Source organism: Streptomyces sp. Je 1-4 4N24 (assembly GCF_026239515.1).
In the GTDB taxonomy this organism is placed as follows: domain Bacteria; phylum Actinomycetota; class Actinomycetes; order Streptomycetales; family Streptomycetaceae; genus Streptomyces; species Streptomyces nigrescens.
The window spans coordinates 3499005-3525998 of the sequence record NZ_CP110836.1; the positions used below are offsets into that span (position 1 = coordinate 3499005).

At 69.9% G+C, this 26994-nt stretch carries 27 protein-coding genes and 1 pseudogene; 11 read left to right on the top strand and 17 right to left on the bottom strand.

The genetic code is table 11. The features are described 5' to 3' along the window. Positions 1-37: 37 nt before the first annotated feature. The gene (locus tag SLV14N_RS14935) at positions 38-571 is read left to right on the top strand and encodes a carboxymuconolactone decarboxylase family protein (RefSeq protein WP_263269619.1); all 534 of its coding nucleotides are present in this window, start codon (positions 38-40) and stop codon (positions 569-571) included. A 91-nt stretch (positions 572-662) separates the two neighbouring features. Then, positions 663-1394 (top strand): isocitrate lyase/phosphoenolpyruvate mutase family protein, encoded by a 732-nt coding sequence (locus tag SLV14N_RS14940; protein ID WP_263269620.1) that lies wholly within the window; start codon positions 663-665, stop codon positions 1392-1394. A 113-nt stretch (positions 1395-1507) separates the two neighbouring features. Here the strand turns inward: SLV14N_RS14940 and SLV14N_RS14945 are convergent, their stop codons facing one another. Then, a complete protein-coding gene (locus tag SLV14N_RS14945; RefSeq protein WP_263269621.1) occupies positions 1508-2089 on the bottom strand; it encodes a carboxymuconolactone decarboxylase family protein in 582 nt (193 codons plus the stop codon). A gap of 46 nt (positions 2090-2135) precedes the next feature. Here SLV14N_RS14945 and SLV14N_RS14950 point away from each other — a divergent pair, with 46 nt between their 5' ends. After that, positions 2136-3563 carry a PLP-dependent aminotransferase family protein gene (locus tag SLV14N_RS14950; protein WP_263269622.1) on the top strand — a complete coding sequence of 476 codons (1428 nt, stop codon included), beginning with the start codon at positions 2136-2138 and terminating at the stop codon, positions 3561-3563. 85 nt (positions 3564-3648) lie between these two features. Here the strand turns inward: SLV14N_RS14950 and SLV14N_RS14955 are convergent, their stop codons facing one another. Then, positions 3649-4809, bottom strand: coding sequence for a serine protease (locus SLV14N_RS14955; RefSeq protein ID WP_263269623.1), 1161 nt, complete (start codon positions 4807-4809; stop codon positions 3649-3651). A 299-nt stretch (positions 4810-5108) separates the two neighbouring features. Then, entirely contained in the window at positions 5109-5432 is a 324-nt protein-coding gene (locus SLV14N_RS14960; RefSeq protein WP_259670294.1) for a helix-turn-helix transcriptional regulator, read from the bottom strand. 103 nt (positions 5433-5535) lie between these two features. Between SLV14N_RS14960 and SLV14N_RS14965 the strand changes: the two genes are divergently transcribed. Beyond that, positions 5536-6180, top strand: coding sequence for a zinc-binding dehydrogenase (locus tag SLV14N_RS14965; RefSeq protein ID WP_311044685.1), 645 nt, complete (start codon positions 5536-5538; stop codon positions 6178-6180). Positions 6181-6236: 56 nt separating this feature from the next. On the opposite strand, the gene SLV14N_RS14970 is transcribed toward SLV14N_RS14965, so the two are convergent. Beyond that, a complete protein-coding gene (locus SLV14N_RS14970; RefSeq protein WP_263269624.1) occupies positions 6237-6449 on the bottom strand; it encodes a hypothetical protein in 213 nt (70 codons plus the stop codon). Positions 6450-6681: 232 nt separating this feature from the next. Here SLV14N_RS14970 and SLV14N_RS14975 point away from each other — a divergent pair, with 232 nt between their 5' ends. Beyond that, on the top strand, positions 6682-7878 hold the full coding sequence (locus tag SLV14N_RS14975; protein WP_263273158.1) for an IS110 family transposase: 1197 nt from the start codon (positions 6682-6684) through the stop codon (positions 7876-7878). A gap of 177 nt (positions 7879-8055) precedes the next feature. Here the strand turns inward: SLV14N_RS14975 and SLV14N_RS14980 are convergent, their stop codons facing one another. The 6 genes from SLV14N_RS14980 to SLV14N_RS15005 are packed head-to-tail and all read right to left on the bottom strand — an operon-like array spanning position 8056 to position 15444. Continuing rightward, a complete protein-coding gene (locus SLV14N_RS14980; RefSeq protein ID WP_208681337.1) occupies positions 8056-9048 on the bottom strand; it encodes an ABC transporter substrate-binding protein in 993 nt (330 codons plus the stop codon). 2 nt (positions 9049-9050) lie between these two features. After that, positions 9051-11045 (bottom strand): proline/glycine betaine ABC transporter permease, encoded by a 1995-nt coding sequence (locus SLV14N_RS14985; protein ID WP_263269625.1) that lies wholly within the window; start codon positions 11043-11045, stop codon positions 9051-9053. Then, complete coding sequence (locus SLV14N_RS14990) at positions 11042-11212, bottom strand: hypothetical protein (protein ID WP_164764680.1); 171 nt, start codon at positions 11210-11212, stop codon at positions 11042-11044. Before SLV14N_RS14990 ends, SLV14N_RS14985 begins: the two co-directional genes overlap by 4 nt. Further along, positions 11212-12345 (bottom strand): glycine betaine/L-proline ABC transporter ATP-binding protein, encoded by a 1134-nt coding sequence (locus SLV14N_RS14995; protein WP_263269626.1) that lies wholly within the window; start codon positions 12343-12345, stop codon positions 11212-11214. The genes SLV14N_RS14990 and SLV14N_RS14995 overlap by 1 nt, the downstream gene beginning before the upstream one ends. Further along, the gene (locus SLV14N_RS15000) at positions 12345-13886 is read right to left on the bottom strand and encodes a GMC family oxidoreductase (RefSeq protein WP_262040821.1); all 1542 of its coding nucleotides are present in this window, start codon (positions 13884-13886) and stop codon (positions 12345-12347) included. Before SLV14N_RS15000 ends, SLV14N_RS14995 begins: the two co-directional genes overlap by 1 nt. 55 nt (positions 13887-13941) lie before the next feature. After that, positions 13942-15444, bottom strand: coding sequence for an aldehyde dehydrogenase family protein (locus tag SLV14N_RS15005; protein WP_208681341.1), 1503 nt, complete (start codon positions 15442-15444; stop codon positions 13942-13944). 214 nt (positions 15445-15658) lie between these two features. Here SLV14N_RS15005 and SLV14N_RS15010 point away from each other — a divergent pair, with 214 nt between their 5' ends. Together SLV14N_RS15010 and SLV14N_RS15015 are read left to right on the top strand one after the other, a co-directional pair. Beyond that, a complete protein-coding gene (locus SLV14N_RS15010) occupies positions 15659-16465 on the top strand; it encodes a hypothetical protein (RefSeq protein WP_263269627.1) in 807 nt (268 codons plus the stop codon). 102 nt (positions 16466-16567) lie between these two features. Beyond that, a complete protein-coding gene (locus SLV14N_RS15015; protein ID WP_259670298.1) occupies positions 16568-17140 on the top strand; it encodes a Uma2 family endonuclease in 573 nt (190 codons plus the stop codon). Between the two features lie 48 nt (positions 17141-17188). Here the strand turns inward: SLV14N_RS15015 and SLV14N_RS15020 are convergent, their stop codons facing one another. Continuing rightward, positions 17189-17767: a carboxymuconolactone decarboxylase family protein gene (locus tag SLV14N_RS15020; protein ID WP_208681344.1), complete on the bottom strand. Its 579-nt coding sequence runs from the start codon at positions 17765-17767 to the stop codon at positions 17189-17191. 291 nt (positions 17768-18058) lie between these two features. On the opposite strand from SLV14N_RS15020, the gene SLV14N_RS15025 reads away from it, so the two are divergent. Next, on the top strand, positions 18059-18961 hold the full coding sequence (locus tag SLV14N_RS15025; protein ID WP_208681345.1) for a PD40 domain-containing protein: 903 nt from the start codon (positions 18059-18061) through the stop codon (positions 18959-18961). A gap of 168 nt (positions 18962-19129) precedes the next feature. Next, on the top strand, positions 19130-19339 hold the full coding sequence (locus SLV14N_RS15030) for a DUF5988 family protein (protein ID WP_208681346.1): 210 nt from the start codon (positions 19130-19132) through the stop codon (positions 19337-19339). 49 nt (positions 19340-19388) lie between these two features. Here the strand turns inward: SLV14N_RS15030 and SLV14N_RS15035 are convergent, their stop codons facing one another. From SLV14N_RS15035 to SLV14N_RS15045, 3 genes are read right to left on the bottom strand one after another with little or no spacing between them, the layout of a single operon-like run. Beyond that, positions 19389-20417, bottom strand: coding sequence for a hypothetical protein (locus tag SLV14N_RS15035; protein WP_208681347.1), 1029 nt, complete (start codon positions 20415-20417; stop codon positions 19389-19391). 2 nt (positions 20418-20419) lie between these two features. Beyond that, positions 20420-20794 carry a hypothetical protein gene (locus tag SLV14N_RS15040; RefSeq protein WP_127152665.1) on the bottom strand — a complete coding sequence of 125 codons (375 nt, stop codon included), beginning with the start codon at positions 20792-20794 and terminating at the stop codon, positions 20420-20422. Beyond that, complete coding sequence (locus tag SLV14N_RS15045) at positions 20781-22628, bottom strand: hypothetical protein (RefSeq protein WP_208681348.1); 1848 nt, start codon at positions 22626-22628, stop codon at positions 20781-20783. Before SLV14N_RS15045 ends, SLV14N_RS15040 begins: the two co-directional genes overlap by 14 nt. Positions 22629-23028: 400 nt before the next feature. On the opposite strand from SLV14N_RS15045, the gene SLV14N_RS15050 reads away from it, so the two are divergent. Beyond that, on the top strand, positions 23029-24153 hold the full coding sequence (locus SLV14N_RS15050; protein WP_263269628.1) for a hypothetical protein: 1125 nt from the start codon (positions 23029-23031) through the stop codon (positions 24151-24153). 80 nt (positions 24154-24233) lie between these two features. On the opposite strand, the gene SLV14N_RS15055 is transcribed toward SLV14N_RS15050, so the two are convergent. Continuing rightward, entirely contained in the window at positions 24234-24509 is a 276-nt protein-coding gene (locus tag SLV14N_RS15055; protein WP_259670300.1) for a DUF397 domain-containing protein, read from the bottom strand. Between the two features lie 88 nt (positions 24510-24597). After that, a pseudogene (locus SLV14N_RS15060) lies at positions 24598-25344 on the bottom strand (Scr1 family TA system antitoxin-like transcriptional regulator); the annotation flags it as partial. 151 nt (positions 25345-25495) lie between these two features. Between SLV14N_RS15060 and SLV14N_RS15065 the strand changes: the two are divergent. Continuing rightward, the gene (locus SLV14N_RS15065; protein ID WP_208681350.1) at positions 25496-25858 is read left to right on the top strand and encodes a hypothetical protein; all 363 of its coding nucleotides are present in this window, start codon (positions 25496-25498) and stop codon (positions 25856-25858) included. A 95-nt stretch (positions 25859-25953) separates the two neighbouring features. Here SLV14N_RS15065 and SLV14N_RS15070 read toward each other — a convergent pair whose 3' ends face one another. Then, positions 25954-26946 (bottom strand): malate dehydrogenase, encoded by a 993-nt coding sequence (locus SLV14N_RS15070; protein WP_127152660.1) that lies wholly within the window; start codon positions 26944-26946, stop codon positions 25954-25956. Positions 26947-26994 lie beyond the last annotated feature (48 nt).

Genomic DNA, 26994 nt, shown 5'->3' on the forward strand with positions numbered 1-26994 from the left:
CATACAGCTGCGCCATTGCCGCCGTAACGTCGTAGCCATGACGACCACACCGACAACACGAACCACACCAACCGCACGGACGACACCGGACACGGCCCCCGGGACGGCAGAGGGAGCGGCGCACGCACACGGCCCCCGGCTGCCTTGGGCAAAGCTCGCGCCGGAGGTCTACAAGGCCATGATCGCGCTGGATGCGGCGGCGAAGCAGGGGCTCGACCCGGCGCTGGTCGACCTGGTCAAGATCCGGGCGTCGCAGCTCAACCACTGCGCCTTCTGCATCGATATGCACATCAAGGACGCCCGTAAGACCGGAGAGACCGAGCAGCGCATCTACCTCCTCAACGCCTGGGAGGAGGCCGCCGGACACTACACCGACGAGGAGCAGGCCGCCCTCGCCCTCACCGAGGCGATCACCCTCCTCACCGAAGGTTTCGTCCCGGACGCCGTGTACGACCGCGCCGCGGCCCACTTCGGCGACACCGAACTCGCCCACCTCATCGCCCTGATCACCACCATCAACGCCTGGAACCGCTTCGGCGTCTCCACCCGCATGGCCCCGGGCCGGGCATGACCACGACCGAGGCCACCCCGCGGCTCCCCTTCTACCGGCTCGCCTGGAACCGGATCAATGTCACAGCCCGTACCCCCGTAGGAGATGACTCATGACTGCCGCCGTACTGCGCGCCCTGCACCACGGCCCCGACCTGCCCCTGGTCCTCCCCGGCCCCTGGGACGTGGCGAGCGCCAAGGTCTTCGCCGACGCCGGCTTCCCGGCCCTGGCCACCCCCAGCGCGGGCATCGCGGCCTCCCTCGGGTACGAGGACGGCCAGACCCCCGCCGACGAAATGTTCGCCGCCATCGCCCGCATCACCCACGCCGTCGACATCCCGGTCTCGGCGGACGTGGAAGCCGGATACGGCCTCTCCGCAAAGGAGTTGGTCGCCCGCCTCATGGACGCCGGCGCCGTGGGCTGCAACCTGGAGGACACCGACCACACCACCGGCGCCCTGCGGGACGCGCAGGAACAGGCCGACTGGCTGGCCCAGGTACGAGCCGAGGCAGGCGACGCCCTGGTGATCAACGCCCGGACCGACACCTACCTGCACGGCGCCCAGGGCCTGGAGGAGACCGTCCGCCGCGGCCGCCTCTACGCCGAGGCCGGCGCCGACTGCGTCTACCCCATCCTCGCCCCACCGCCCCTACTGGCCGACTTGGCCACCGGCATCGGCCTCCCCGTCAACGCCGTGGTGACACCCGACGGCCCCTCCCCCCGCGAACTCGGCACCCTCGGCGCCGCCCGGATCACCTTCGGCCCGGGACTGCACCACCGGGCGATGGCGGCTGTCGCGGGGATGGCGGAGCAACTGCGGGAGGAGCTGGGGGCGGGGAGCTGAGTCGCGAGCCTCGTATGGGCGGTTGAACCGGGTCCGGGGCGCCCGCAGAGGAGGCGCCCTGGACCGGCAGGACCCTGCGCCGGCAGGGCCCTGCACCGCCCGCCCCTCTGCCGCTACCGCTCGTCCGTCCCCGCCACCTTCCCCGTGCTGAGGGCGAGCCGGTTCCAGGTGTTGATGGTGAAGATCAGGGCCAGCAGGCGGGCCAGTTCCGGCTCGTCGAAGTGGGTGGCGGCCCGCTGGTAGACCGCGTCCGGTACGCCGCCCTGGGCCACCAGGGTCACGGCCTCGGTGAGGGCGAGGGCGGCCTGCTCCTTCGCGGTGAAGAAGTGCGGCGCCTCCTGCCAGACGGCGACCATGTGCAGGCGTTCCTCGCTCTCTCCCCCAGCTACCGCTGGGAGGTGCCCCCACGCCTTGCGGGCGTCGGTGGTGTGCATGTGCAGGCAGTACGCGCACTTGTTGAGCTGGGAGGAACGGATCTGGACCAGTTCCACGAGGGCCGGGTCGAGGCCCTCACGGGCGGCGGCGTCAAAGCCGATCAGGGCCTTGAAGGCCTTCGGGGCGGCCTTGGCGAAGTTCACCCGGACGCTGCGGCCCACCGCCTCGCCCACCGCGTTCGCCTCCTTCGCCTCCTTCGCCTCCTTCGCCTCCTTCTCCTCGTCGAGCTGTGCCTTGTTGAGCTGCGCTTCGTTCGTCATGTCTTGAATCTAGAAGGGCAGGCGACCGGCTGTAGGGTGCACTTCCATGCCGGAATCATGGGTCAATCCTGCCGAGAGTCTGGGCGCCGATCTGCATCTGGAGCTGACCGGCCCCGGCAGCCGCCGCGCCGTCCTCATCCGGGCGCTGCGGGACTCGGTACGGTCCGGACGTCTCGCCCCCGGTACCCGGCTGCCGCCCTACCGCTCGCTCGCCGCCGATCTCGGCATCGCCCGTAACACCGTCGCCGACGCCTACGCCGAGCTGGTCGCCGAGGGCTGGCTCAGCGCGCGCCAGGGCTCCGGCACCCGTGTCGCCCACCGCGCGAAGCCGCTGACACCCACCCGGGCCCCGGCCCATCGCGCCCCGGAGAGCCGCCCCACGCACAACCTCCTCCAGGGGCAGCCGGACGCCGCGTCCTTTCCGCGCACCGCCTGGCTCGCCGCCGCCCGCCGCGCGCTGACCGCCGCCCCGCACGACGCGTTCGGCCCCGGCGACCCACGGGGCCGCCCCGAACTGCGCCGCGCCCTCGCCGACTACCTGGCGCGCACCCGCGGCGTACGCACCGACCCCGAACGCCTCGTGATCTGCTCCGGCTTCGCCCACGCGCTACGGCTGCTATTGCCCGCCGTGCTCCTCGGCCCCCTCGCCGTCGAGTCCTACGGCCTTCCGTTCCACCGTCATCTGCTGACCACGGCCGGTGTCCGCACCCATCCGCTCGGCATTGACGAACAGGGTGTGGAGAGCGCGGAGTTGGGGTCGACCGCGAAGGTGAAGGCGGTGCTGCTCACCCCCGCCCATCAGTTTCCGCTCGGTGTGCCGCTGCACCCCCACCGCCGTGCGGCGGTCATCAACTGGGCAAGGGAGAACGGGGGTTACGTCCTCGAAGACGACTACGACGGCGAATTCCGTTACGACCGCAAGCCCGTCGGCGCCCTCCAGGGCCTGGATCCGGAGCGCGTCCTCCATATCGGCTCGGTCAGCAAGAGCCTCTCCCCCGCGCTGCGTCTGGGGTGGATGGTGCTTCCCGACCGCCTCGTCGACGCCGTACTGGAGGCCAAGGGCGAGCGGGAGGCCTGGGCGGGTGTCACCGATCAGCTCACCCTCGCCGAGTTCCTCACCCACGGCGCGTACGACCGGCACATCCGCCGGATGCGCCAGCGCTACCGCCGACGCCGCGACCAGCTGATCGACGCGGTGGCCACCCATGCCCCGCACCTCACCGTCACCGGTATCGCCGCCGGTCTGCATGCCGTTCTCCAACTCCCCGACGGGTCGGGCGAGTCGGACGAGCGCGCGGCCCTGCGCGCGGCGCGTTGGCAGGGCCTGGCCCTCGACGGCCTGTCCGGCTACCGCCACCCGGAGGCCACCATGGCGCCCCGCCACGGCCTGGTCGTCGGCTATGCGACGCCCAGCGACAGCGCCTTCCCCAGCGCCTTGGAGGCGCTGTGCCGGGCGCTGCCGCCTATGGGGTAGGGGCCGTGGGCGGGGCGGTGGCAGCAGGGCGGCGTACGCATGCGCCCCGCACCCGCCTCCGCGACTCCTACGGACTCCGCGGCTCCTACTGGTTCGCGAACTTCTGGCTGATGTTGGCGAAGACCCGCTGGGCCTCCGGGCCCAGGTGTGGGCCGGCCAGCCAGGTGTGGGCGTTGGAGCTGATCGAGGTGTTGGACACCAGGGTCAGCTTGCCGCCGCGGTTGACGAACCAGCCGCCGCCGGAGGTGCCGCCGGTCATGGTGCAGCCGATGCGGTTCATGGCGGGTGTGCCCTGCTGCATGACGAGGCGGCCGGGGCGGGCCGGGCAGTTCATCATGCGTGCGCCGTCGTAGGGCGGCCCCGCCGGGTAGCCGAAGGCGTCCAGCGAGCTGATCTGGTTCGCGGCGGGGGCGTTGAACCAGACGCGGGCGGCGTTGCCCACGGTCTCCTGGAGCGACTTGCCGCTGCCGTTCTCCGGCTTGACGTGCAGCACGGCGAAGTCGTAAGCGGAGCCGCCGTTGCCGGTCGCCTCGCTGCCCATGTTGATCCACTCACCGGACGTGGTGATCCAGTCGGCCCAGAACCGGCCGTACGGGGTGATCTGCTGCGAGGGCGTGCTGTTGACCTGGTTCATCGGCACACCGTTGTCGTTGTAGGACGGCACGAAGACGATGTTGCGCATCCAGCCGCCCTTCTTGCCGGAGTGCACACAGTGGCCCGCGGTCCACACCAGGTTGGACTTGCCGGGGTGCGCCGGGTCCTCGACGATCGTGCCGGAGCAGACCATCGGGCCCTTCGGGCTGTCGAAGAAGATCTTCCCCACCGGGGCCATGTGCTGGTGGTACGGCCGGGCGACCTGCTCGGCGGTCACCGGCTGCGGCTCTGGGTCCGTGCCGTTGAACTCGCCTCCCGCGCCGGTGGCCTTCACGCCGATCTCCGGCGAGGTCTTCGCCTTGGCCAGCCGGTCGGACTTCCAGTGGTCCTTGATGATCGGATTGGCGAAATCCGAGGCATCGCGGGCCCACTTGTCCCAGTTCTGCCAGCCGCCGTCCTTCCACTTCTTCAGGTCGTCCAGGCTGGTCGGCATGTCCTTGGGGAGCTTGAGGCCCCCGTCCGCCTGGTCCTTCTGATCGGCGGCCGAACTGCCCGCGGCCTTGTCGTCGCCGGGGCCGCAGGCGGTGGCGGTGCCCGCGAGCAGTGCGACGAGTGCCGCGGCCGCGGCGGTGGAGCGGCGGATGGATGGCATGGAGCGGGAGTCCCCCTGATACGGGGCGGCGCCGAGCGCACAGCGCGCCGTTGCCGCCGTTAATTGTCATGTCCCTCATCGGGCTGCGCCCTACTATGCCGTCACGCCACGACCGCCGGGCAACCAGGGGCCAGGCCGTACGGCGCACGAGAGGACGGGACGTACCGCAATGTCAGCTTCGCCGGTCCTGCTCCGCACGGAACGTCTCGCTCTGCGCCGATTCACCCCGGACGACGCGGAGTTGGTGGTCGCGCTGCACTCGCGCTCGGGGTCTGTACGGCGTTTTGACTGCCGCTGATTCAGGCCGGCGAGCCCGGGTCCTCCTCGCGCAGCACCAGGTCGAGCAGGCCCGGGAAGCGGGCGTCGAACTCCTCGCGGCGCAGGCGGTTGAGGCGCTTGGGGCCCTGGTCGCGCTGTTCCACCAGGCCGGCGGCGCGCAGCACGGTGAAGTGGTGACTGAGGGCCGCCCTGCCGACCGGGACGCGGAAGCTGCTGCAGCTGTGCGTCCACGCCGCGGACCCGGCCAACTCACGTACGAGCTGCAGCCGTACGGGATCGGCAAGCGCGGCGAGCGCGGTCTCGACGGGGACGTCTTCGGGGTGGGTGTGCACCGGCTCGGTCACGGGGCTGCGGCCGGGGCAGGAGGTCGCGGCGCTGACGGACGGTGGCGCGTATGCGGAGACCGTCGTCGCCGCCGCGGCGACCGTGTTCCCGCTTCCGGAGGGCGTGAGCTTGCGCATCGCGGCCACCTTGCCGACGGTGCTGCCCACCGCGCATGCCCTGGTGCACGAGGTGGGCCGGCTGCGGGCGGGCGAGACCGTGCTGGTGCAGGGCGCGGCGGGCGGGATCGGGACGGTCGTGGGCCAGCTGGCGAAGGCGGCGGGGGCGGGTGCCGTCTACGGCGTCGTCTCGGCGGAGGCGAAGGCCGAGTACGCGCGCACGTACGGCTACGACGAGGTGTTCGTGGGCCCGGACTTCGACGCGGAGGTGCGCCGCGCCACGCGCGGACGGGGTGTCGACCTGGCGCTGGACCCCGTCGGCGGCGACACCTTCCGGCGCAGCCTGGACGCACTGGCCGTCTTCGGCCGCCTGGTCTCGTTCGGCAACGCGAGTTCCGCCGAGCCGTGGCAGGTGGGTCAGCCCGAGCTGTATCCGAAGGGACGGACGGTCTCGGGGTTCTCCGTCCTGGGCCTGGCCGGGACGGCACCGGAGGCGCTGCGCGCGTTGACGGAACGGGCCTTCCGTACGGTCGCCGAGGGCACCGTGGAGCTTCCCGTCACCGCCGAGTTCCCGCTCGCCGAGGCCGCCGAGGCGCACCGGCTGATCGGCAGTCGGCAGAGCACCGGCAAGCTGCTGCTGCGGGTGGGCTGAGGGGCAGACGTCCTTCCGAGCCGGCACAGAAGGTTCGATGAATCTCGAAAGTCGGCCTACCGGCGGGCCGGTTGCGGGCCGCGGTGTGCCACAGCGGGCCGGCTCGCTCCGTAGCGGAACTCCTGGAGCTGCTCCGCCGTGGGGTACCACTGATGGCGGCAACGGCAGCACCACCAGCGCCAGTTGTCCCAGTCGGTGTTGGTGTGGGCGGTGTCCTTCCACAGCCAGTCGTCGCAGTCGGGCGTGGGGCATTTCGGCGGCAGCGGCATGACGGCCCTACTTTCTTGTCTTGGGTTCGAACTGGTCACTCGTAAGATCAGCGGGACCCGGGGGCTCCGGGTATGGCTGGCATGGCAGCGCCGCGAGATGGCCGGAAAGGCTTGGCCGCCCGGAGCCCCGCGACGACTCGACCGCCAATTGGGAGATGCGACTCGATCGCTGTGTAGGGCAACGTCGGCGAGGTCGTCTGCTGGGCTGTGAACGTGCGACGTGTTGGCGGAGGTGACCATGCCCCGAATATGGGCCGGAATGGACATCGGCAAGGAGCATCACCACTGCGTGGTGATCAACGCGGACGGCGAACGTCTGCTGTCCCGCCGGGTCCTGAACGACGAGACGGCCTTGCTGGAACTGATCGGCGACGTTTTGGCCCTCGGCACCGACGTGTTGTGGGCCGTCGACCTCAACCACGGCGGAGCGGCCCTGCTGATCGGGCTGCTGCTTGGCCACGACCAGCCGATGGCCTACCTCACCGGCCTGGCCGTGCACCGCGCCTCGGCCTCCTACCGGGGCGAGGGCAAGACCGACGCCAAGGACGCCTTCGTCATCGCCGACCAGGCCCGCATGCGCCGCGACCTGGGCCTGCTGCGCCCCGGCGACGAGATCGCCGTGGACCTGCACACGCTCACCACCCGCCGCACCGACCTGATGTGCGACCGCACTCGCCAGATCAACCGGCTGCGAGCCCAACTGCTGAAAATCTTCCCGGCGTTGGAACGCAATCTGGAGCTGACCAACAAGGGGCCCGTCGTCCTGCTGACGGGCTACCAGACCCCGGCGGCAATCCGCCGAGCAGGCGCGAAGCGCATCGAGACATGGCTGCGCAACCGCAAGGTCCGCAGTGCCGCCGCACTCGCCAGGACAGCGGTGGAGGCCGCTGAGGCCCAGCACACGTCCCTGCCCGGCGAGAAGCTGGCCGCCGCCATGGTGGTCCGCCTCGCGAAGGGGGTGATGGCCCTCGATGAGGAGATCGCGGAAGTCGATGCGCTGATCGAGGCCCGGTTTCGCGAGCACCCGCACGCCGAGGTGATCCTCAGCCTGCCCGGCATGGGCAAGCAGATGGGGGCGGTGTTCATCGCCGCCACCGGCGGCGACATGGACGCGTTCGGCAGTGCCGACCGGCTTGCCGGCTACGCCGGCCTGGCACCGGCCCCGCGTGACTCCGGCCGCGTCAGCGGGAACCTCCGCAGACCCCGCCGTTTCCACCGCGGACTGCTCAACGCGATGTATCTCTCCGCGCTGTCGAGCCTGAAGAGTTGTCCGGCCTCGAAGGCGTACTACGCGCGCAAACGGGCTGAAGGGAAAGGGCACAAGCAGGCGCTGCTGGCACTCGCGCGCCGTCGCGTCAATGTGCTCTGGGCCATGATTCGTGACGGAGCGTGCTATCAAGCCACACCACCTGTCACGGCAGCGGCTTGACATCAGCATTGGGAAGCCTTTCGTCGGTGACGGCTGCCCAGCCTTCTGTGCCGGCCGTCGCGCCGTGCGGCGGTTCGCCGCCCGCCACCCGAACGGGTGCGGCCCCGGAACGCGCTCGCGGGCAGTCGCACACCCGGTGTGCGACTGCCCGCGAGATTGCGCGCTTGCGTGCGGCGGCTACTTCTTAGGAAGCCACTTCTTCCAGACCTCCGGGTGCTTCTCCACCCAGCGCTTCGCCGCCTCGTCGGCGGACAGGCCGCCCGAGGCGATCGACTCGGAGACCTCGTTCTGGTCGTCCTTGGTCCACTTGAAGTTCTTCAGGAACGCCGAGGCGCTGCCGCCCTTCTTGGCGAACTCCGTGTTGAAGTACTTCTGGAGGGGCGTGGTCGGATACGCGCAGTCGATGGACTGGGGATCCTTGGTGCCCTTCTCCGCACAGGCGTCGGTGTACTTGGGGAGCTTGACCTCCACCATCGGTACCTGGTTGAAGAGCCACTGCGGCTCGTACCAGTACGTCAGGAAGGGCTTCTTCTCCTTGGCGAACTGCTGGATCTGGGTGATCTGCGCCGCCTCGGAGCCCGCGAAGACGACCTCGTAGTTGAGCTTGAGGTTCTTCACCAGCGCCTTGTCATTGGTGACATAGGACGGCGAACCGTCCATCAGCTGGCCCTTGTTGCCGCTCTCCGAGGTACGGAGCTCCTTGGCGAACTTGTTGAGGTTCTTCCAGCTCTTGACCTCGGGGTGCTTGTCGGCCCAGTACTTGGGGACGTACCAGCCGATGTGGCCGGTGACGCCGTTGCCGCCGCCCGCCGTGATCGTCTTCTTGTCCTTGACGTAGCGCTGTTCCTGCTCGGGGTGGCCCCAGTCCTCCAGGATCGCGTCGACCCGGCCCTGGCTGAGGGCGTCCCAGGCGGGGATCTCGTCCACCTGGACGGTGTCGACGTGGTAGCCGAGCTTCTTCTCCAGAAGGTACTTGGCGACCGCGACATTGGACTGGGCGCCGACCCAGGTCTGCGTCGACAGGGTGACCGACTTGGAGCCCTTGGCCGCCGCGAACGGCGAGGACTGCTTGGTCATGTCGGCCTTGCCGCAGGCGGACAGGGAGAGGGAGAGGACCGCCGTGCCGGCCAGCGCGGCCGTCCCGATGATCATGCTTCGCTTACGGGACATGGTCAGGCTCCCTTCCCCGCCGTACGGCGTTCCGTGGGCTGGGTGACCCGGTCGAGCATCAGGCCCAGGCACACGATGGCCACACCCGCGACCAGGCCGAGGGCCAGGTCTCCGGTGGCGAGGCCAGTGACGACGTCGTAGCCGAGGGCACCGCCGCCGACCAGACCGCCGATGATGACGACGGCGAGGACCATGACCACGCCCTGGTTGACGGCCAGCAGCAGCGAGGGCCGGGCCAGCGGGAGCTGGACCTGGCGCAGCATCTGCCAGCGGGTGGCGCCCAGCGAACGGGCGGACTCCATGGCGGCGGGGTCCACCTGGCGCAGGCCCTGGGTGGTGATGCGGATGACGGCCGGGAGGGCGTAGACCACGGCCGCGGCGGCGGCCGGGGCGCGGCCCACGGCGAACAGCGCGACGACCGGGATCAGGTACACGAACTGCGGCATGGTCTGCATGACGTCCAGGACCGGGCGCAGGATCGCTTCGAAGCGCTTGCTGCCCGCCGCCAGGATGCCGATGCCGAAGCCCACCACCAGGGTGACCGCCAGGGCGGCGATGACCTGGGAGAGGGTGTTCATCGACGGCTTCCAGACACCCAGGACGCCGATGGCGGCCATCGCGAGGACGGCGGTCAGGGCGGTGCGCCAGGTGCCGATGAGCCAGGCCAGCGCGGCGACGATGAGCAGCGTGCCGTACCAGGGCAGCGCGGTCAGGCCGTCGCGCAGCGGGTTGAGGACCCAGTCGGTGAAGTGGGCGGCCCAGTCGGCGGTGCCGCCGATGACCGGGATGCCGGAGTAGAGGTGGTCGACCATCCACTCCTTGAAGTCGTTGACGGGTCGGGCGACGTCCACCGCCCAGGCACCCGGCCAGACCAGCGAGCCGCTCAGCCGCCCGGCCAGGGCCACGACGGCGGTGACCACGGCGATGCCGGTCCAGGCCCGCCAGCCGCGCAGCCACTTCGGGCCGGTGGCGGTGGTGGCGGCGCCGAGCCGTTCGCCGGCCGCCGCGGTGGTGCGGTCCATGACGATGGCCAGCAGCACGATCGGAATGGCGGCGGCGAGCGCGGCGCCGACGTCGACCGAGGCGAGCGCCTGGTAGACGCGGTCACCGAGACCGGCGGCGCCGATCATCGAGGCGATCACGACCATGCCCAGCGCCATCATGATCGTCTGGTTGACGCCGAGGAGGAGTTCCTTGCGGGCCAGCGGCAGGCGGGCGGTCAGCAGCCGCTGCCGGCCGGTCGCGCCGAGCGAGGAGACGGCCTCCAGGACGCCCGGGTCGGCGCCGCGCAGACCGAGCGCGGTGAGCCGCGCCATCGGCGGAGCCGCGTAGATCACGGTGGCCAGGAGAGCGGCCGGTACGCCGATGCCGAAGACCAGCACGACGGGGAGGAGGTAGGCGAAGGCAGGCAGGACCTGCATGGTGTCCAGGACCGGGCGAAGGATCCTGAACAGGCGGTCGGAGAGGCCGGCCGCCAGGCCCAGCAGGGCGCCGACCACGACCGAGACGGCGACCGCCACGACCATCAGCGCGAACGTCTGCATGGTGGGGACCCACATGCCGAGCAGGCCGCTGACCAGGAAGGAGATCAGCGCGGTGGCGGCGATGCGGACGCCGGCGACGCGCCAGGCGATCAGCGTCACACCGGCCGTCACACCCGTCCAGCCCAGCGCGAGCAGCAGCAGATAGACACCGCGCACGGAGATCACCACGGCGTTGCTGAGGTGACCGAGGAAGTAGACGAACAGCGGGTGGCTGTCGCGGTTGTCGATGATCCAGTCGCTGGTCTTGCCGAGCGGGCCGGAGACATCGATGGTCAGCGACGACGGCCAGGCGGCGCCGAACTTGGCGTGCAGCAGCGGGACGATGACCGCCGCGGCGACGGCGAGCAGCAGGAGCTTGCCGAGGCCGGGGCGGCGCAGCAGCTGCTGCACCGGGGCGGGCTTGGCGGTGTCGAGGTACCGCTGAGAGGTCGGTTGCGTAGGAACGGCACTCATGCGCGCCCCCGCTTCACGGTGCCGGTGGGCACGTTCATCGCGGCGCAGCGCTGGGCCTCGCGCCAGTGGCGCAGCCAGGAGGCGCGCAGCCGGGTCCGGGGCGTGGCGGCGGGAGCTCTGGAGCCGACGGCGCGCAGGGCGCCGTCGCGGGTGGTCGCGGTGTACATCAGGCGGCCACCTCGTCGTGCTGCGGGCTGTCGAGCCGGGCGACCACGTTCAGCAGACAGGCGTGGTCGACGATGCCCAGGCAGCGCTTGCCGTCGACGACACGGGCCGCACCGCCGGAGCGGACGACCGCCTCGATGGCGTCGGAGATCAGGGTGTCGGGGCTCAGCGCGGGGCCCTGGTCGGCCTCGCCGTCCTCGGCCGGGCGCATCGCGCGGCGCACGGTCAGCACCTGCTCGCGGGGGACGTCCCGGACGAAGTCGCGGACGTAGTCGTCGGCCGGGGAGCCGACGATCTCCTCGGGGGTGCCGAGCTGGACGATCTTCCCGTCGCGCATCAGGGCGATCCGGTCACCCAGGCGCAGCGCCTCGCTCAGGTCGTGGGTGATGAAGACCATCGTCCGGCCCTCCTCGCGGTGCAGGCGGACGACCTCTTCCTGCATATCGCGCCGGATGAGCGGGTCGAGCGCGCTGAACGGCTCGTCGAAGAGCAGGACCTCGGGGTCCACGGCGAGCGCGCGGGCCAGGCCGACGCGCTGCTGCTGACCGCCGGAGAGCTGGCCGGGGCGGCGCTTCTCCATCCCGGCCAGGCCGACCTTGTCCACCATCTCGTTGGCCTTCTCGCGGCGCTCCGCCTTGCCCATGCCCTGGATCTCCAGGCCGTAGGCGACGTTGTCGACGACGGTGCGGTGCGGCAGCAGACCGAAGTGCTGGAAGACCATGGCGGCGCGGCGGCGGCGCAGTTCGCGCAGCGCGGCGCGGTCCATGGCGCGGACGTCCTCGCCGTCCATCTCCAGCGCGCCGCTGGTCGGCTCGATCAGCCGGGTCAGGCACCGGACGAGGGTGGACTTGCCGGAGCCCGACAGGCCCATGACGACGAAGACCTCGCCCTTGTGGACGTCGAAGGAGACATCGCGGACGGCGGCCACACAGCCGGTCTTCTCGCGCAGTTCCTGGGCGCTCAGCTCCGCGACCGAGGAGTCCTCGGGGATGCGCTCGGCTTTGGGGCCGAAGACCTTCCAGAGGTTGCGGACGGAGAACACGACCTCACGGCCGTCGGACGCCTCGGTGGCGGAGGTGTCCTCGGGCGTACGGGCGTTGGGTATCTCGGATGCGCCGGCGGAGGTGGTAGCCATCACGCATCACCTCCTTGGGTCGGAGCCTTATGGAGCAGTTCAGCGCACTTCTCCCCCACCATGAGCACGCCCAGCATCGGGTTGACGGCGGGCATCGTCGGGAAGACGGAGGCGTCGGCGATCCGGATGCCGGACAGCCCGCGGATCTTCAACTCGGGGTCGACGACCGCCAGTTGGTCGTCCGCGGCGCCCATCTTGCAGGTGCCCGCCGGGTGGTAGACGGTGTGGGCCGCCTTGCGCACCAGCTCACTGATCTCCGCGTCGTCGGTGACCTCGGGGCCGGGGAAGACCTCCCGCTTGAGCCACTTGGCGAAGGGCTCGGCCTGGGCGACCTTGCGGGCCAGCTTGATGCCGTCGACGAGGGTCTTGCCGTCGTAGTCGTCCTCGTCCTCGAAGTAGCGGAAGTCGAGGGCGGGCTTGGCCTCGGGGTCCGCGGAGGTGAGGTAGAGGCGGCCGCGGGAGCGGGACTTGGGGATGTTCGGGGTCATCGACACGCCGTGCTCGGGGCGCTCGTAGCCCAGTCGCTCGGGGTTGTCGGTGAAGGGGATCTGGTAGAAGTGGAACATCAGGTCGGGGCCCTTGTGCTCCGGGTCCCGCTTGACGAAGAGGCCCGCGTCGGAGTCCATCGCGGAGTTGCCCGGGATCGGCCCTTCGGTCTCCCAGACGATCACCGACTCGGGGTGGTCGATCAGGTTCTCCCCGACGCCCGGCAGATCGAGCACACAGGGCAGTCCGAGCGCTTCCAGGTCCTTCTTCGGTCCGATGCCGGAGTGCATCAGCAGCCGCGGGGTGTCGACGGCACCGGCGCAGACCAGCACCTCGCGGGCGGCCTCGACGTAGACCTCCTCGCCGTCCTTCGTCCGGACGTGGACGCCCTTGGCGGTCGTGCCGTCCAGCTCCAGCTTGGTGGCCCAGGTCTCCAGCATCAGGTGGAGGTTGGGGCGGTCACCGGCCTCCATGTGCGGGTGGAGGTAGGCGACGGAAGCGGAGGAGCGCTTGTTGTTCTCCGGGTGGTAGGAGAGGTCGAAGAAGCCGACGCCCTCGTCGAAGGGCTTGTCGTTGAAGCCGACGACCTCGGGCACGCCGAGGGCGGTCTTGGTGGCCTCGATCCAGTCCGTCGCGATCTGGTTCTGGTCCTTCTTCGCCACCCGCACGATGTTGTTGCGCAGCTTGCCGAAGTACGGGTCCATCTCCTTGGCGCCCCAGCCGGCCGCGCCCGCCGCTTCCCACTCGTCCCAGTCGGACGGCAGCGGCTTGAAGGAGATCAGGGTGTTGTGGGAGGAGCACCCGCCGAGCACCTTGGCGCGGCTGTGCAGGATGTGCGAGTTGCCGCGCGGCTGCTCGGTGGTCGTGTACTCGTAGTCGAGGTCGCCGCCGAGCAGGCCGAGCCACTTGCGCAGTGTGAGGACGTCCTCGCGGTCGATGTCGGAGGGGCCGCCCTCGATGACGGCGACCGTGACGTCCGGGTCCTCGGTGAGACGGGAGGCGATGACGGAACCGGCGGTGCCGCCGCCGACTACGACATAGTCATACACAGGCATTGGGGGTGCTCCTTCTTACAACGTGCGTGGTGCGGGTGGTGCTGTGGGGCGGGTGTCAGCCCGCGAACCAGCGCACCGGCTCCGGCCGGAGGTTTTCGTAAATGTGCTTGCTCTCGCGGTACTCGTCCAGACCCGTGGGACCCAATTCCCGTCCGATCCCGGACTTGCCGAAGCCGCCCCACTCCGCCTGCGGGAGGTAGGGGTGGTAGTCGTTGATCCAGACCGTGCCGTGCCGCAGCCGGGCGGCGACCCTGCGGGCGCGCGCGGTGTCAGCGGAGAAAACGGCACCGGCCAGGCCGTACTCGGTGTCGTTGGCGAGCGCCACGGCCTCGTCCTCGGTGGTGAAGGTCTCCACCGTCAGGATCGGGCCGAAGGTCTCCTCGCGGATCACCTTCATCTCGCGGTGGCAGCCGTCGAGCACGGTCGGCGCGTAGAAGTAGCCGGTGGCCGGGCGGACGTCGGACGGCTTGGGCCGGGCGCCGCCGCAGCGCAGCTGGGCGCCCTCGGCCAGCGCCGAGGCGACATAGGCCTCGACCTTGTCGAGCTGCTGCTGGGAGACCAGCGGACCGCACTCGACACCGTCCTCGGTGCCCCGGCCGAGCTTGATCTTCTCGGCGCGGCGGGCGAGCTCGGAGACGAAGCGGTCGCGCACCGACTCCTCGATGATCAGCCGGGCGCCGGCCGAGCAGACCTGGCCGCTGTGGATGAACGCGGCGTTCAGCGCCTGGTCAACAGCGGTGTCGAAGCCTTCCTCGGTGGCGCAGGCGTCGGCGAAGACCACATTGGGGTTCTTGCCGCCCAGCTCCAGGGCGATCTTCTTGGCGCCGGAGACCGCGGCCGCGCCCGCCTTCGTCCCGCTGACGAGACCACCGGTGAAGGAGAACAGGTCGACGTCCGGGTGCTCGGCGAGCCGCTGGCCCACCGGCAGGCCCGCACCGGTGACGATGTTGGCGACCCCGGCCGGCAGCCCGGCCTCGACCAGCAGCTTGACCAGGTGCACGGTCGACAGCGGGGTGACCTCGCTGGGCTTGATCACAAAAGTGTTGCCGGCCGCGAGGGCCGGCGCGATCTTCCAACTCGCCTGCAGCAGCGGGTAGTTCCACGGCGTGATGAGCGAGCAGACACCGACCGGCTCGTGCACGACCACGCTGTGCACATCCGGCGAACCGGCGTCGACGACCCGGCCGCCGCTCTCGTTCATCACCACATCGGCGAAGTACCGGAAGGCGTTGGTGACGTCATCGACGTCGACCCGGCCCTCCTCCAGCGTCTTGCCGGTGTCCCGGCTCTCGATGAGGGCGATCTCCTCGCGGTCGCGCTGCAGCAGGTCGGCGACCCGGCGGAGCAGCGCGGAGCGCTCGGCGACGGCAGTACGGGGCCAGTCGCCCTCGTCGAAGGCCCGGCGGGCGGCCGCGACCGCCGCGTCGGCGTCCTCGGCACCACCCTCGGACACCAGCTGGAGCGTCGTCGCGTCGGCGGGGTCGAGGACCTCCCGCGTGGCGCCGGATGCGGCGGCCTGCCACACCCCGTCTACGTGAATGGTCTCGATTGACGACACGTCGTTCTGCCTTCCGGTTACCGATCTCGTTCCCACTGGTGCAACCACTGGCGTCACCAGCAACGTGGACCCCTCCCCGGAAGCGGCGGACCTATGCCCAAACGTTCATGGAAAGTGACTCGACTCACTGAATGTGCGGCCGAATGTCCCGGAACGTACCCTGAATAGCCGTATGTCCCAGGCTGTGTTTTCCCTCGGGACCGGAGGTACCCAGATGACCAGCAGACGGCGTGCCGCCACCGCCACCGCAGCCCTGACCTGCGGCGCGGCCCTGATCGTCGGGCCCGCCTGCACCGGCGCCGCGGCGGCCGAGGATCCGGACGGCGGCGAGGGCGACCTCGCGAACAAATCGGCCCAGCAGATCTCCGACGACGCCCTCCAGCAACTGGTCGCCGCGAAATCGCTGCGGTTGCGCACCCAGACCAGTGCCGATCCCACCAAACTCGACCTCACCCTCGACCAGGCCGGCAACTGCACCGGCGCCATCAGCAAGGGCGAGCTCGGCCGCGTCGAGCTCGTCAAGCGCGGCAACCAGGTCTGGATGAAGCCGGACGCCGCCTTCTGGAAGAGCCAGCTGCCCGGGAACGAGGGCAACGAGGCCGCCGCCAAGTACAAGAACACCTTCCTGCACGGCACCACCAAGGACGCCTTCCTGCACAACCTCTCCGCGGCCTGCGACCTCACCGCATTCCAGAAGACCGCGATACCCCCCGAGGAACCCCCCTCCGGCGCCCCCTCACCCTCCGCCACCCCCACCCTCACCAAGGGCCGCCCGACCACCCACGAGGGCACCCGCGTCCTCCCGGTGGTCAAGAAGGCCCAGGGCGCCGTCCAGACCCTCTACGTGGCCATCGACGGCAAGCACTACCCCCTCAAACTCACCGCCGAGGTCGACCACCAGACCGGCACCATCCTCCTGAGCAACTACGACACCCCGGTCTCCACCAAGACACCGGCCCCCGGCGACACGGCCGACATCTCGGTGCTGGAGGAGCGGCTGCGGGGGTCGCAGGGAGCATGACGCACACGCGACCCTCGCATGCGGTACGTAACCGTTCGCACATACGTATCGTTGAACCGTGCGGCTGTCCGCGACGCGCGGGCGGCGGGGAGGAGCGGCACGGTGACCATCGAGCTGACCGACAGGACCGAGATGGCCAATAGCAGCGAGCTGGACGACATGTTCGAGCAGATGCACATCCCCGAGGGCTACAAGGCTGAGATCGTCGAGGGGACCATCTACATGGCGCCGCAGCGGGGCACGCACTGGGAGACGATCCTGGACATCGTCGAACATCTGCGTACGCGGTATCCGAAAAAGCGCGTGCTGTCCGACGTGCGCATCGACTTCCCCGGCTATCTGAACGGGTTCGCCTCCGACGTGGTGGCGCTGGCCGAAAACGCCACTAAAAACGACAAGGGCCACCCGCGTTATCAGGACATCGAGTTCGTCGCCGAGGTGATTTCCCAGAGCACCGGCAAGAACGACTACGGCCCGAAGAAGACGGCCTACGCCCTCGCCGAAGTCCCGGTTTACCTGATCGCCGATCCGTACACCGGCCGCTGTCGCGTCTTCACCCATCCCCAGGACGGCGACTACAAGCTCGACCTCACGATCGCGTACGGCGAGCCGATCGACCTCACCGACACCGTCGTCGGCCTCACCCTCGCCACCGACGACTTCCCCCGCGACTGACCCCGGGAGCCGCCGACGCCGTACGGGCACCGGCGGCGGCCCGTACGTTCACACCGCCCCGTCGGCCGTCCGGCTCCCCGGCGGGATGGCGCAGGCATCGGAGAATCCCTGGCTGCGCAGGCCCAGGGCGCTGTTCATGCGGGAGCGCAGGTTCTCCACCGCCACCATGGTGGTGAGCTCGACGAACGCCGTGTCGCCCAGCCGCCGGCGCAGGCTCTCGGCCAGCTCGTCGGTCACGGCCGGTGGCGTGGCGGTCATCGCCTCCGCGTACTCCATCACCAGCCGCTCCAGCTCGGTGAAGGACTCCTCGTGCGCCCGCCAGTCGGGCACCTTGCCGACCTTCTCCAGCGGCAGCCCCAGCTGGTCGGCGTGCCAGTGTCCGAAGTCCACACACCACGAGCAGCCGATCGTCACCGCCGACGCCATCTCCGCCAGCAGCTTCAGCTTCGGGTCCAGTGCCTTCCAGCGCGCCACCTTGCTCTCGAAGGAGAAGTAGGAGCGAAGGACCTTGGGGTGGTGGCCCAGTGCCAGTGCGGGCTGCAACACCTCGCCGTATGCGCGCCGCGAGTACCACTCGGCCAGTCGCAGGGTGAGTGTGCGCCGCGGCGTGAGAGGGATCCGGGCCATGGCGGTGCCTCCTCGTTCCAGTGTGCTGTGACGCCCCGGAGAGGGCGTCCTTCACCACGTTGACGAGCGGGCTCCGCGGGATGTGACACGGGCGGTGCGGCAGCGAGGCACGTGAGGGCCCTGTGAACGGTGTGACGTTTCTGCACCCACAGGCGCTTGTTCCTATGTGAGTTCGAATCCTCGGGCTCACGTACATCGAGGCCTCCCGGCCTCGTCACGGAAGGAGCGTACGTGCGGATTTCACGCACTGCGTTGCCCATCGTTCTTGCTGCCGCGGTGAGCCTGCCCCTCATGGGCAGTGCATCCGCGGCGGCCCCCCTCACCTCGGACGGCTCCGGCAGCCTGGGTGAGACCCGGCTTCTGGTGTCCGAGCGGGCCGGCGACCAGCGCCGGACCGTCGAAATGGACCCCGCCGACGGAGCGGTCACCCATACCGTCGCGGACGGTCTGGACGGCCTCTACTCCCCCAGCGGCTCCCAGATCGCCTACATCCGCTACGGCGACACCTGCGTTCCGCAGGCCGAGGGCTGCACCTACCGCCCCGACCTGGTGACGGCCACGGCGAGCGGCGCCAACCAGCGGGTACTGGCCCCGGGCGTCGAAAGCGAGACCGGGGAGGTGTACATCGCCAATCCGGACTGGGCTCCGAACGGCAAGCGGGTCGTCTTCGACACCCCCCGCGGCATCGAGTCGGTCAACGCCGACGGAACCGGGCGCGAGACGCTGACCTCCGCGGGGCTCCGCGCCACCTTCTCGCCGGACGGCAGCCGTATCGCCTACCTCCGCGCCACCTCGTACGAGGGCCCCGAAGGCACCGAGTACGGCACGGATGTGTACGTCATGGATCTCGCCACCCGGGAGAGCCGGCAGGTCAGCACTGACCACCAGGCCGTGTCGACCCCGCCCGACTGGTCCCCCGACGGCCGGCACCTCGTCTTCGGCGGAACGTCCGGCCTGAAGACCGTCGACACGGAGACCGGTGAGCAGTCGGACCTCTACGACTCCGGCACCTGGGCCACTTCCGTCACGGACGTCCGGACCCCGGTGTACTCCCCCGACGGCACCCGCATCGCCTTCTCCGGCTGGGACGACACCACCGCGACCCGCCGCCTGTACCTGGTCGACGCGGACGGCACCCATCTCCGGGCCGTCGCCGACACCGGCGGGACCCTGACCGACTGGATCGGCAAGTAGCCGACCGGATCGACACGTAGCCGCTCCATGACACCGCGGCCGGTCCGGTGGGACACGCGTCCCGCCGGGCCGGCCGTGCGCAGGGGCCGCCGAGCACCGTCGGCGGACCGTCACCCGCGCTGCCGAACCGGAGGGGCCGTGACCGGCGGCCCGGAAGACAATGCAGGCATGGCTGACACAGCGGCGAAAGCAGTGCTCGAAGGCGGCCCCGAGGAGCTCGCGGGGCGGATCGTGCCGATCGATCCGCCCGGGACCGAGCTGAAGATCCCGTTCCGTAACGGCTATGAACACTTCCGGGCCACCGACCGGCAGCAGAAGACCGCCGAGGGGACACTGCCCGTCTACGAGTGGTGGGAGCGCACGGAGCTGCCCGGGTAGCGGGGATCCGCGCACCGTGCCTGCCGCTCAGGTATGCCGTGCCGACCGCTCAGGTATGGGGAACGAAGGTCCGTAGCGCGATCTGCTGGGTGTACTCCTGTTCCGGCCAGTCGGTCTCGGGGCCCAGGACGAGTACGGCGAACTGGCGGCCGTCGGCGGCGGTGAAGGCACAGTCGACGACCTTGACGCGGGTCCCGAGACGCTTGCTGTCATAGGCATAGACCAGTTGGTTGGCGTCTATGCCCGGCCCCGGGAAGCCCAGCGGCTCCAGGCTGATCTCTTCGTAGCCAGGGTTGCTGGACAGGCCCTGCGACGCCTGCCGCAACGCCTCGCGCGGGGTGATTTCGGGGTCGGTGATCTCGAAGATCTGCACCAGTCCACGGTCGTCCGGGGCGGTGTAGAACACCCCGGTCTTGCGTTCGCTGCGCGTCCAGGTGCCGGGCACCGCCAAGGTGAAGCCCTTCTTGTCGTGGGCGAGGCGGTAGCCGTCGGGCAGGTCGGTGAGGGTGGGGGCGGGCGCGGTGCTGTCCGTGGCGCCGGTGGACGGCGAGGTGGCCGTGCCGGACGGGGCGGAGGCCTTGGTGCGGGCCGGTGGGCGGGCGGCGGCCGGGTCGTCGCCGTGGCCCCAGAGCAGATAGCCGCCGCCGATGGCCGCCGCGATCACGACCACCGCCGTACCGGCGACCAGTGCCGTGCGGCGCCGGACACCGGGCCCGTATCCGGCCGCGCCCGATGCGGGGTTGAGGAACGGGTCGGTGGCGGGATCCGGTAAGCCGCCGGCACCGGGATACGAGCTGGGGTGCGGGTACGGGTACGTGGTGCGGGGTGCGGCGTCTGCCGGGGGCGGGGTGGTCGGGGGCGTGGCGGATGGAGGGGTACCCGTCGCGGGGCCGCCCGTCGTGGCCCCGCCCATCGACGTCCCGCCCGCCGCGGAGCCTCCCCTCGCAGCCGCCCCGTCCACCGACGGTGTGAAGGACGGCCGGGGCGGCATCGGGCCCGTGTAGGGCGCGGGGGGTGGGGTGCCGTCCTCCCAGCTCTGGGTCTCGTCGTTCCAGCGGGCCTGGCCGCCGCGCTTCATGGTCAGCCTCCCGCCAGCGCCGCGACCGCCTGGCTCACCGCGGCACCGGAGGCCAGCAGGCCCACCACGGCACCGGCGTCGGCGAGCGCCGTACGGAGCCGGGCCAGCCGGCCGGGGCCCGCCGCGCCGCTGTCCGCGATCTCCGCCTCGGTCTCGGCGAGTTCCCCGCTCAGGGCCGTGATCTGCGGGCTCTCCACCGCCCGGGACAGATCGTCGCGCAGCGCGCGGACGGCGCGCAGCAGCTCCTCCTGCGCCGGGTCCCCCGCCGGTACGGCCTGGCCCTCGTTGTGGGTCACCGTGTTGTGGTTGCCGATGGCGAAGGCGCCCCGGACGCTGCCGATGTGGATCCCGTTGCCGCGTTCGTCAGCCGTTGCCACGCTTGGCACTTCCCTTCGCTCCGGCGCCACGCGAGGTGGTGCCGTTGTTCGTGATCGTGTTGTGGTCACCGATACCGACGGCGCCCTGGGCGGACTCGACATAGACGCCGCCCTCGGCGACATGCACGATCCGCTGCTCGAACTCGTCGGTCTGATAGCCCGCCTCGCGCAGTGCCGTGGTCACCCCGGCCGCCACCCGCTGCTGAATGGTCTTCAGATAGCGGGCGACATCCATGTCCTGGAAGAGCGAGGACTCCCCGTACGAGCCCAGTTCGCGTACGGAGGCGCCGGGGCCCTCGGGCAGCGCCGCGCCATGCCCCGCGGTGGCCAGCCGCCAGGCCGACAACAGGCCACGGGCCAGCGTGGCGAGGGCGTGTCCGGCGGAGCGGGGCGTGCGGGCCAGCGCCCACACCGCCTTGCCGAAGTGGTGGTGGTGACGGTACTGGTGGGCGAGCCGGTCGGCGTCCTGGAAGGCCTGCCGCAGCGGCCACAGCACATGCGGCGCGACCTCCAGCATCAGCATCCCGCCCTGGGTGTGCACCCGGACGAAGACGGTGGTGACCACGCCCTCGTTCCAGCCGCCGACCCGGATGCGCAGGAAGTGCCGCCGGGTCTCGCCGCCTTCCTCCACGGCACGCGCCCGGTGCTGCTCGAACGCCTCCGGGGCGTACGGCGCCGCCGCCCGGGTCGGCAGCCCCTCGGCCGGCAGGAAGACACACTCGTCGATCTCCAGCGCGCGCAGCCGGTCCCGGACCGCGGCCGCCAACTCCGGCGAACCGTGCGGCGACGGCACCCGCAGCGCCGCCACCAGCGGCACGATCCGGGCCAGGATGGCGCTGTTGTCCAGCGGTTCGGCGGCACCGTCGGTGCGGGGGTTCAGCTCCACCGACAGCGACCAGGTCTTGTACGGGTAGCCGGCACCGCAGAACGGGTCGGCGGCCCGGTACATCACCAACGGCCCGTGCTGCTCGGTCCGCACCCGGTCCCGCAGCCGCTGGAAGCGGAGGCCCTCGGAGCGCTCGGCGGGGTCGGACATGACGTCGGGGAAGCGTTCCCTGGACAGTTCGTGCGCCAGCACCCGGGCGAACTGCCCGTCCTGCAGCCAGACCACCACGGCCACGAGCAGCGGCAGCAGCAGCGCGACCCACACCCCGAACAGGGCACCGAGCACGGCACCCGCCTCGTACGCCGTACTGGAGCCCCCGCCATAGGCGGAGTCATAGGCGGAGCCGTAGCCGTCCGAACTGCCCCCGGTAAGGGAGTTGAACACGTCCGGGAGCAGTGCCGGGAAGGGCCCTCCGCCCCCCAGGACACCGACCGCGCCGCCGAACGCCGCCACCAGCAGCGACAGCCACAGGAAGGCCAGCGTCAGCCGGCCGTACCAGCGCAGGACGAAGGAGACATAGCGGGCCAGCCACTGCGGGACCGGCGCCCGGCGGACGGCGCGGCCCAGCGCCATGAGGACGACGGGGAAGACGTAGAGCGCCGCGAGGCCGTAGGACAGCGGGAGGGCCACGATCCACAGCAGCAGGATCGTGGCCGCCCAGCCGAGCTGGAGCCGCCGGGCGCGCAGCGCATGGGCCATTACGCGGGCGGCGTCGATGCCCAAAGACGGCGCGGCGAACCGCTCCTCGTGGACATACAGCTCGTCGATGACCGCGTCACGGAAGCTGTCGTCCATGTAAGTGCCCGCGCACAGCAGCCGGGTGGCCTCGCTGGCCCCCGGCGGGACCGCGGGGAGCTGTGCCGGGGGTGGGAAGCCGCCGGTCGTCTTCCGTAAGCGCTGTGGACCGTCCGGTTCACCGGGCTGCGCAGGCACATCCGTCCGAGTCATCGGTCTCCCCCAAAAGCAACGCCAACGAACCATCGCCACGGGCCTGTTGGGCAGACGGGCTGCCGTTTTCGGCCGCGGCGGCGCAGAACCCGCAGCATAAAGGAGCGGAGCACTCCGTGTCAGCGCGATAACGCAAGGTTGCCGCGCGGTCTGCGGGCGCCGGCGGCCGGGCGGCCGGCCGCACAGGACGACGCATCCGCTCCAGGCCCCACGGTCAGAGCTTTTTGGCTATCGACGCCATAGGCAAAGCAGAGGTACCCGACCGGGGATGTGCCGCCGATAATCAAAACGCCTCAAACCATCACTGATATCGCATCGCAGAGATGGACCGACCTGTGATCGGCGCGCATTTCCGAGGCGGCTGAACTCGTCGATGCAAGAATCCCAGATAGGGGACCCCATGACATCCAGACCGCCGAAGACCCGATCGGCACCCGAACTGCGTCTGGTCGCCACGATGCTGGCAGTTTGTGCCTCGTCCCTCGCGATTGTCGCGTCGCCGCTCGCCACCGGGACAGCCCGCGCCGACAGCGCAGAGGTGACCCTCCAAAGCGTGTCGACGCCGGGCAAGTACATCGACCATTGGGGCGATACCTTCGATTACAACCTGAGAAAGAGCGACTCACCCACGTCCTGGGAACTCGACTTCAACCAGGACGGCACGTTCCACATCAAGAACAAGAACTCCGGTAGGTGTGTCGACAAGTTTCGGTACACCAGGGACCCGGGCTTCCCCCGCTACAAGGCCGAGTACCTCCTGCAGGCGTTCGATTGCAACGCAAAGGACGCCCAAGACCCCAAGTCGGACAGTCAGAACTGGTACCTCGCACCGGTGAACAAGGGCGGTGAAGGCAACCTCTACTACCTCGTCAACGCCAGTGACAACCGATGCCTGGACGACCACAGGTACAACGGCGACGTCGGCCTGGACACCTGCCAGCCGAACCGGGTGAATCAGCAGTTCACCCTGGGAGCCACTGCACAGGACAGCGCGTTCTTCCACCAGAAGGCGGTGGCCGCGGCGTTCAAGCGGTGCGAGGCAGACGCCAACAGTTGCAGCTACGAGGCAAAATCGTACGGCGAACCGCGCAAACTCGAAGCACAGTGCGTGAGCAGTCCGTGGCACAACACCAGTAAAACAAAAGATGACACGGGTCATTACACTCGAGCGAAGAACGACGGCTGGCAGAGAAGTCTCGGGACCACTGTCACCGTCGGGGCCGAATTTGGCGTTGATGCGGGCGTGGTCAACAAGATGACGGCATCGATCGCGACTTCCTACCAGAACACCTGGACCCACTGGGAGACCATAACCGAGGGCTGGGATTACCCGATATCGCCGCAAAATTACGGGTGGGTCGAACGCGTAATGGAGCAGAGAGATGTGACGGGCACCTGGACATTCTCCAGCGGACCTCTGCAGTGGAGCGCTGAGGGGACGAGCCCCGTTACCTATCCGGTCATGTACGAGAAGAGGGATGAGCCGGTCCCGCCGCCCCCTGGCGCCTGCAGGCCCCTTACCTGAGGACTTCCACCCTCGACAGGTGAGTCTCCGCCTCAACCGCCTCCGGCCAGGCCCAGCGCCCGGCCGGAGGCGGCTGACGCTCAGACGGCCGCGGGGAACTCCCCGTTCTTGAGGGCCGCAACGAACGACGACCAGCCACCCGTCGGGAAGACCAGCACCGGACCGTGCGGGTCCTTGCTGTCACGGACGGGGACGGCGTCGGGGATACCGGGGGCTACTTCGATGCAGTTGCCGCCGTTGTCGTCGCTGTAGCTGCTCTTCATCCAGGTGAGCGCCACTTCGATGCAGTCGCCGCCGTTGTTGTCGCTGTAACTGCTCTTGATCCATATCGCTGTGCCCAGCTGGTGCTTGTTCATGGTCCCCGTACCCTTCCATGAAGTCGCCGATCAGAGCGGCGGATTCGGGGGCTGACAGAGCATCCGCCCGGAGCACATCATAGGTCTGAGTGTGGCGGGCATAGACGGCCGGATCATTGTTGAAATGGCCGCGGTCCAGCGACTCCGAGTACACCCATCGCTCGTGGGCCAGTTCGATCAGCGACATGGAGCCGCGGGGGCGGGCGAGCCCGAAGCGACCTGCCGGGGCCACCTGGATACGGATGTTGGTGCGCTCTCCGACATTCAGCAGATGCGCGCACTGGTCACGCATGACCTCCGGGCTCCCCACCGCGTTGCGCAGACAGCTCTCGTCCAGCACAGCTAGGTACAGCGGCCCACGGTCGGCCAGGAAGCGTTGCTGTCGGCTCAGTCGGGCCCGGATACGCGACTCGATCTCATCAGCGTTCTTGCTGCGGCGACTGAAGAGCGCGTGCGCGTAGCCTGGTGTCTGCAACAGCCCCGGGAAGACCCGCTCTTGATACTCCCGCAGCGCCACCGCCTCCGCATCCATCTCCGCCCGCCGCTCGAACCAGTCCGGATGCTGCACCTCCGGATACCAGTCGATCCGCCCCCATAACCGCAGCAGCACTCCGCCCGTCCGCAGCAGTTCGTCGCACTGCTTGGCGAACGTGTCCTGCGGTACGCGCGTGCCCGCCTCCACGCGGGCCACCTGCGAGCGGTCGCACGGGATCTTGTTCGACAACTCCTCCTGCGTGAACCCGGCCGCCTCCCGGAAGTGCTTCAAGACCTCCCCGAACACGGCGGCATTGGTGGCTGCCGGTCCACTCGTGGCGTTGCGTCGTCGTCGGCTCACCGCATCCCCCTTGGTGCCAGATGGTGAGTGTCACGCGTCTGACGTTGCGACCCGCACTACGGGGCGCAACGCTGAACACACCCAACGTAACGGGTCGTTCGGCCGACTGCGCCGCCTTCTTGCCGCAACCAACTTCTGGGAGTTCATGAGCATGAGTTACGACCGGGATGCCGCGCCCGCGCCCGTGCCGGGGCTGCGTCTGCTGCCGTGGGAGAGCGAGGGCGGGAAGCCGTGCTTCTTGTCGGCGGACGGGGCCGGGGGTGTGCTGTCCCGGCTGGCCGATGAGATCGAGGCGGAGCAGCTGTGTGACGGTGCCGATGTGCTCAAGGGCGCGGTGGCCGTACTGGACGACGGCAAGGCGGGGGAGCACGCGTTACGGCTCGCGCTGCGGGCTACTACGCAGGCCTTCGGCGACGTGCTGCGCGTCGCCGACAGCCGGGGCGCGCGCCTGCCCGTGGCGGCGGACGGTGGCCAAGAGGCCGATGAAAGGGAGCTGCGGGCCGAACCCACATGACCGAGCCGATATGACCGAGCCCGCACGGCCGTTGTGGGCCGTGCGGGCTCGGGTGGTGCTGCGGTGCCGCCGCGTGGGGCGGCCGCGGCGGTGGGTCAGCCGAGGAGGCCGAGACCGCGGACGGCCTCGCGCTCCTCCTCCAGCTCCTTCACGGACGCGTTGATGCGCTCGCGGGAGAAGTCGTTGATCTCCAGGCCCTGGACGATCTCGTACTTGCCGTCCTTGGTGGTGACGGGGAAGGAGGAGATCAGGCCCTCCGGGACGCCGTAGGAGCCGTCCGAGGGGATACCCATCGAGGTCCAGTCGCCGTCGGCGGTGCCGTTGACCCAGGTGTGGACGTGGTCGATGGCCGCGTTGGCGGCGGAGGCGGCGGAGGAGGCGCCACGGGCCTCGATGATCGCCGCACCGCGCTTGGCGACGGTCGGGATGAAGTCCTCGGCCAGCCACTTCTGGTCGTTGACGACCTCGGCGGCGTTCTTGCCGGCGACCTCGGCGTGGAAGATGTCGGGGTACTGGGTGGCGGAGTGGTTGCCCCAGATCGTCAGCTTGCGGAGCTCGGAGACCGGGGTGCCGGTCTTCTTCGCGAGCTGCGAGAGCGCACGGTTGTGGTCCAGGCGGGTCATCGCGGTGAAGCGCTCGGCCGGTACGTCCGGCGCGGCGGCCTGGGCGATCAGCGCGTTGGTGTTGGCGGGGTTGCCGACGACCAGGACCTTGATGTCGTCCGCGGCGTGGTCGTTGATGGCCTTGCCCTGCGGCTTGAAGATGCCGCCGTTGGCCTCCAGGAGGTCGCCGCGCTCCATGCCCTTCGTACGGGGGCGGGCGCCGACGAGCAGCGCGACGTTCGCGCCGTCGAAGGCCACGTTCGGGTCGTCGGAGATATCGATGCCCTGCAGCAGCGGGAAGGCGCAGTCGTCGAGCTCCATGGCGGTGCCCTCGGCGGCCTTCAGACCCTGTGGGATCTCCAGAAGGCGCAGCTTGACCGGCACGTCAGCGCCGAGCAGATGACCGGAAGCGATGCGGAAGAGCAGTGCGTAACCGATCTGGCCGGCTGCGCCGGTGACGGTGACATTGACGGGAGTGCGGGTCATGGCGATCTCCTGCGCGGTGTTTTCCGGGGGCAAGCCCCTGGACCACCA

Excerpts from the sequence above, each read along its gene's own strand:
- SLV14N_RS14935 (WP_263269619.1), top strand. The coding sequence starts at position 38 with ATGACGACCACACCGACAACACGAACCACACCAACCGCACGGACGACA.
- SLV14N_RS14940 (WP_263269620.1), top strand. The coding sequence starts at position 663 with ATGACTGCCGCCGTACTGCGCGCCCTGCACCACGGCCCCGACCTGCCC.
- SLV14N_RS14945 (WP_263269621.1), bottom strand. The coding sequence starts at position 2,089 with ATGACGAACGAAGCGCAGCTCAACAAGGCACAGCTCGACGAGGAGAAG.
- SLV14N_RS14950 (WP_263269622.1), top strand. The coding sequence starts at position 2,136 with ATGCCGGAATCATGGGTCAATCCTGCCGAGAGTCTGGGCGCCGATCTG.
- SLV14N_RS14955 (WP_263269623.1), bottom strand. The coding sequence starts at position 4,809 with ATGCCATCCATCCGCCGCTCCACCGCCGCGGCCGCGGCACTCGTCGCA.
- SLV14N_RS14970 (WP_263269624.1), bottom strand. The coding sequence starts at position 6,449 with ATGCCGCTGCCGCCGAAATGCCCCACGCCCGACTGCGACGACTGGCTG.
- SLV14N_RS14980 (WP_208681337.1), bottom strand. The coding sequence starts at position 9,048 with ATGTCCCGTAAGCGAAGCATGATCATCGGGACGGCCGCGCTGGCCGGC.
- SLV14N_RS14985 (WP_263269625.1), bottom strand. The coding sequence starts at position 11,045 with ATGAGTGCCGTTCCTACGCAACCGACCTCTCAGCGGTACCTCGACACC.
- SLV14N_RS14990 (WP_164764680.1), bottom strand. The coding sequence starts at position 11,212 with ATGTACACCGCGACCACCCGCGACGGCGCCCTGCGCGCCGTCGGCTCC.
- SLV14N_RS14995 (WP_263269626.1), bottom strand. The coding sequence starts at position 12,345 with ATGGCTACCACCTCCGCCGGCGCATCCGAGATACCCAACGCCCGTACG.
- SLV14N_RS15000 (WP_262040821.1), bottom strand. The coding sequence starts at position 13,886 with ATGCCTGTGTATGACTATGTCGTAGTCGGCGGCGGCACCGCCGGTTCC.
- SLV14N_RS15010 (WP_263269627.1), top strand. The coding sequence starts at position 15,659 with ATGACCAGCAGACGGCGTGCCGCCACCGCCACCGCAGCCCTGACCTGC.
- SLV14N_RS15020 (WP_208681344.1), bottom strand. The coding sequence starts at position 17,767 with ATGGCCCGGATCCCTCTCACGCCGCGGCGCACACTCACCCTGCGACTG.
- SLV14N_RS15025 (WP_208681345.1), top strand. The coding sequence starts at position 18,059 with ATGGGCAGTGCATCCGCGGCGGCCCCCCTCACCTCGGACGGCTCCGGC.
- SLV14N_RS15030 (WP_208681346.1), top strand. The coding sequence starts at position 19,130 with ATGGCTGACACAGCGGCGAAAGCAGTGCTCGAAGGCGGCCCCGAGGAG.
- SLV14N_RS15035 (WP_208681347.1), bottom strand. The coding sequence starts at position 20,417 with ATGAAGCGCGGCGGCCAGGCCCGCTGGAACGACGAGACCCAGAGCTGG.
- SLV14N_RS15045 (WP_208681348.1), bottom strand. The coding sequence starts at position 22,628 with ATGACTCGGACGGATGTGCCTGCGCAGCCCGGTGAACCGGACGGTCCA.
- SLV14N_RS15050 (WP_263269628.1), top strand. The coding sequence starts at position 23,029 with ATGACATCCAGACCGCCGAAGACCCGATCGGCACCCGAACTGCGTCTG.
- SLV14N_RS15055 (WP_259670300.1), bottom strand. The coding sequence starts at position 24,509 with ATGAACAAGCACCAGCTGGGCACAGCGATATGGATCAAGAGCAGTTAC.
- SLV14N_RS15065 (WP_208681350.1), top strand. The coding sequence starts at position 25,496 with ATGAGTTACGACCGGGATGCCGCGCCCGCGCCCGTGCCGGGGCTGCGT.
- SLV14N_RS15070 (WP_127152660.1), bottom strand. The coding sequence starts at position 26,946 with ATGACCCGCACTCCCGTCAATGTCACCGTCACCGGCGCAGCCGGCCAG.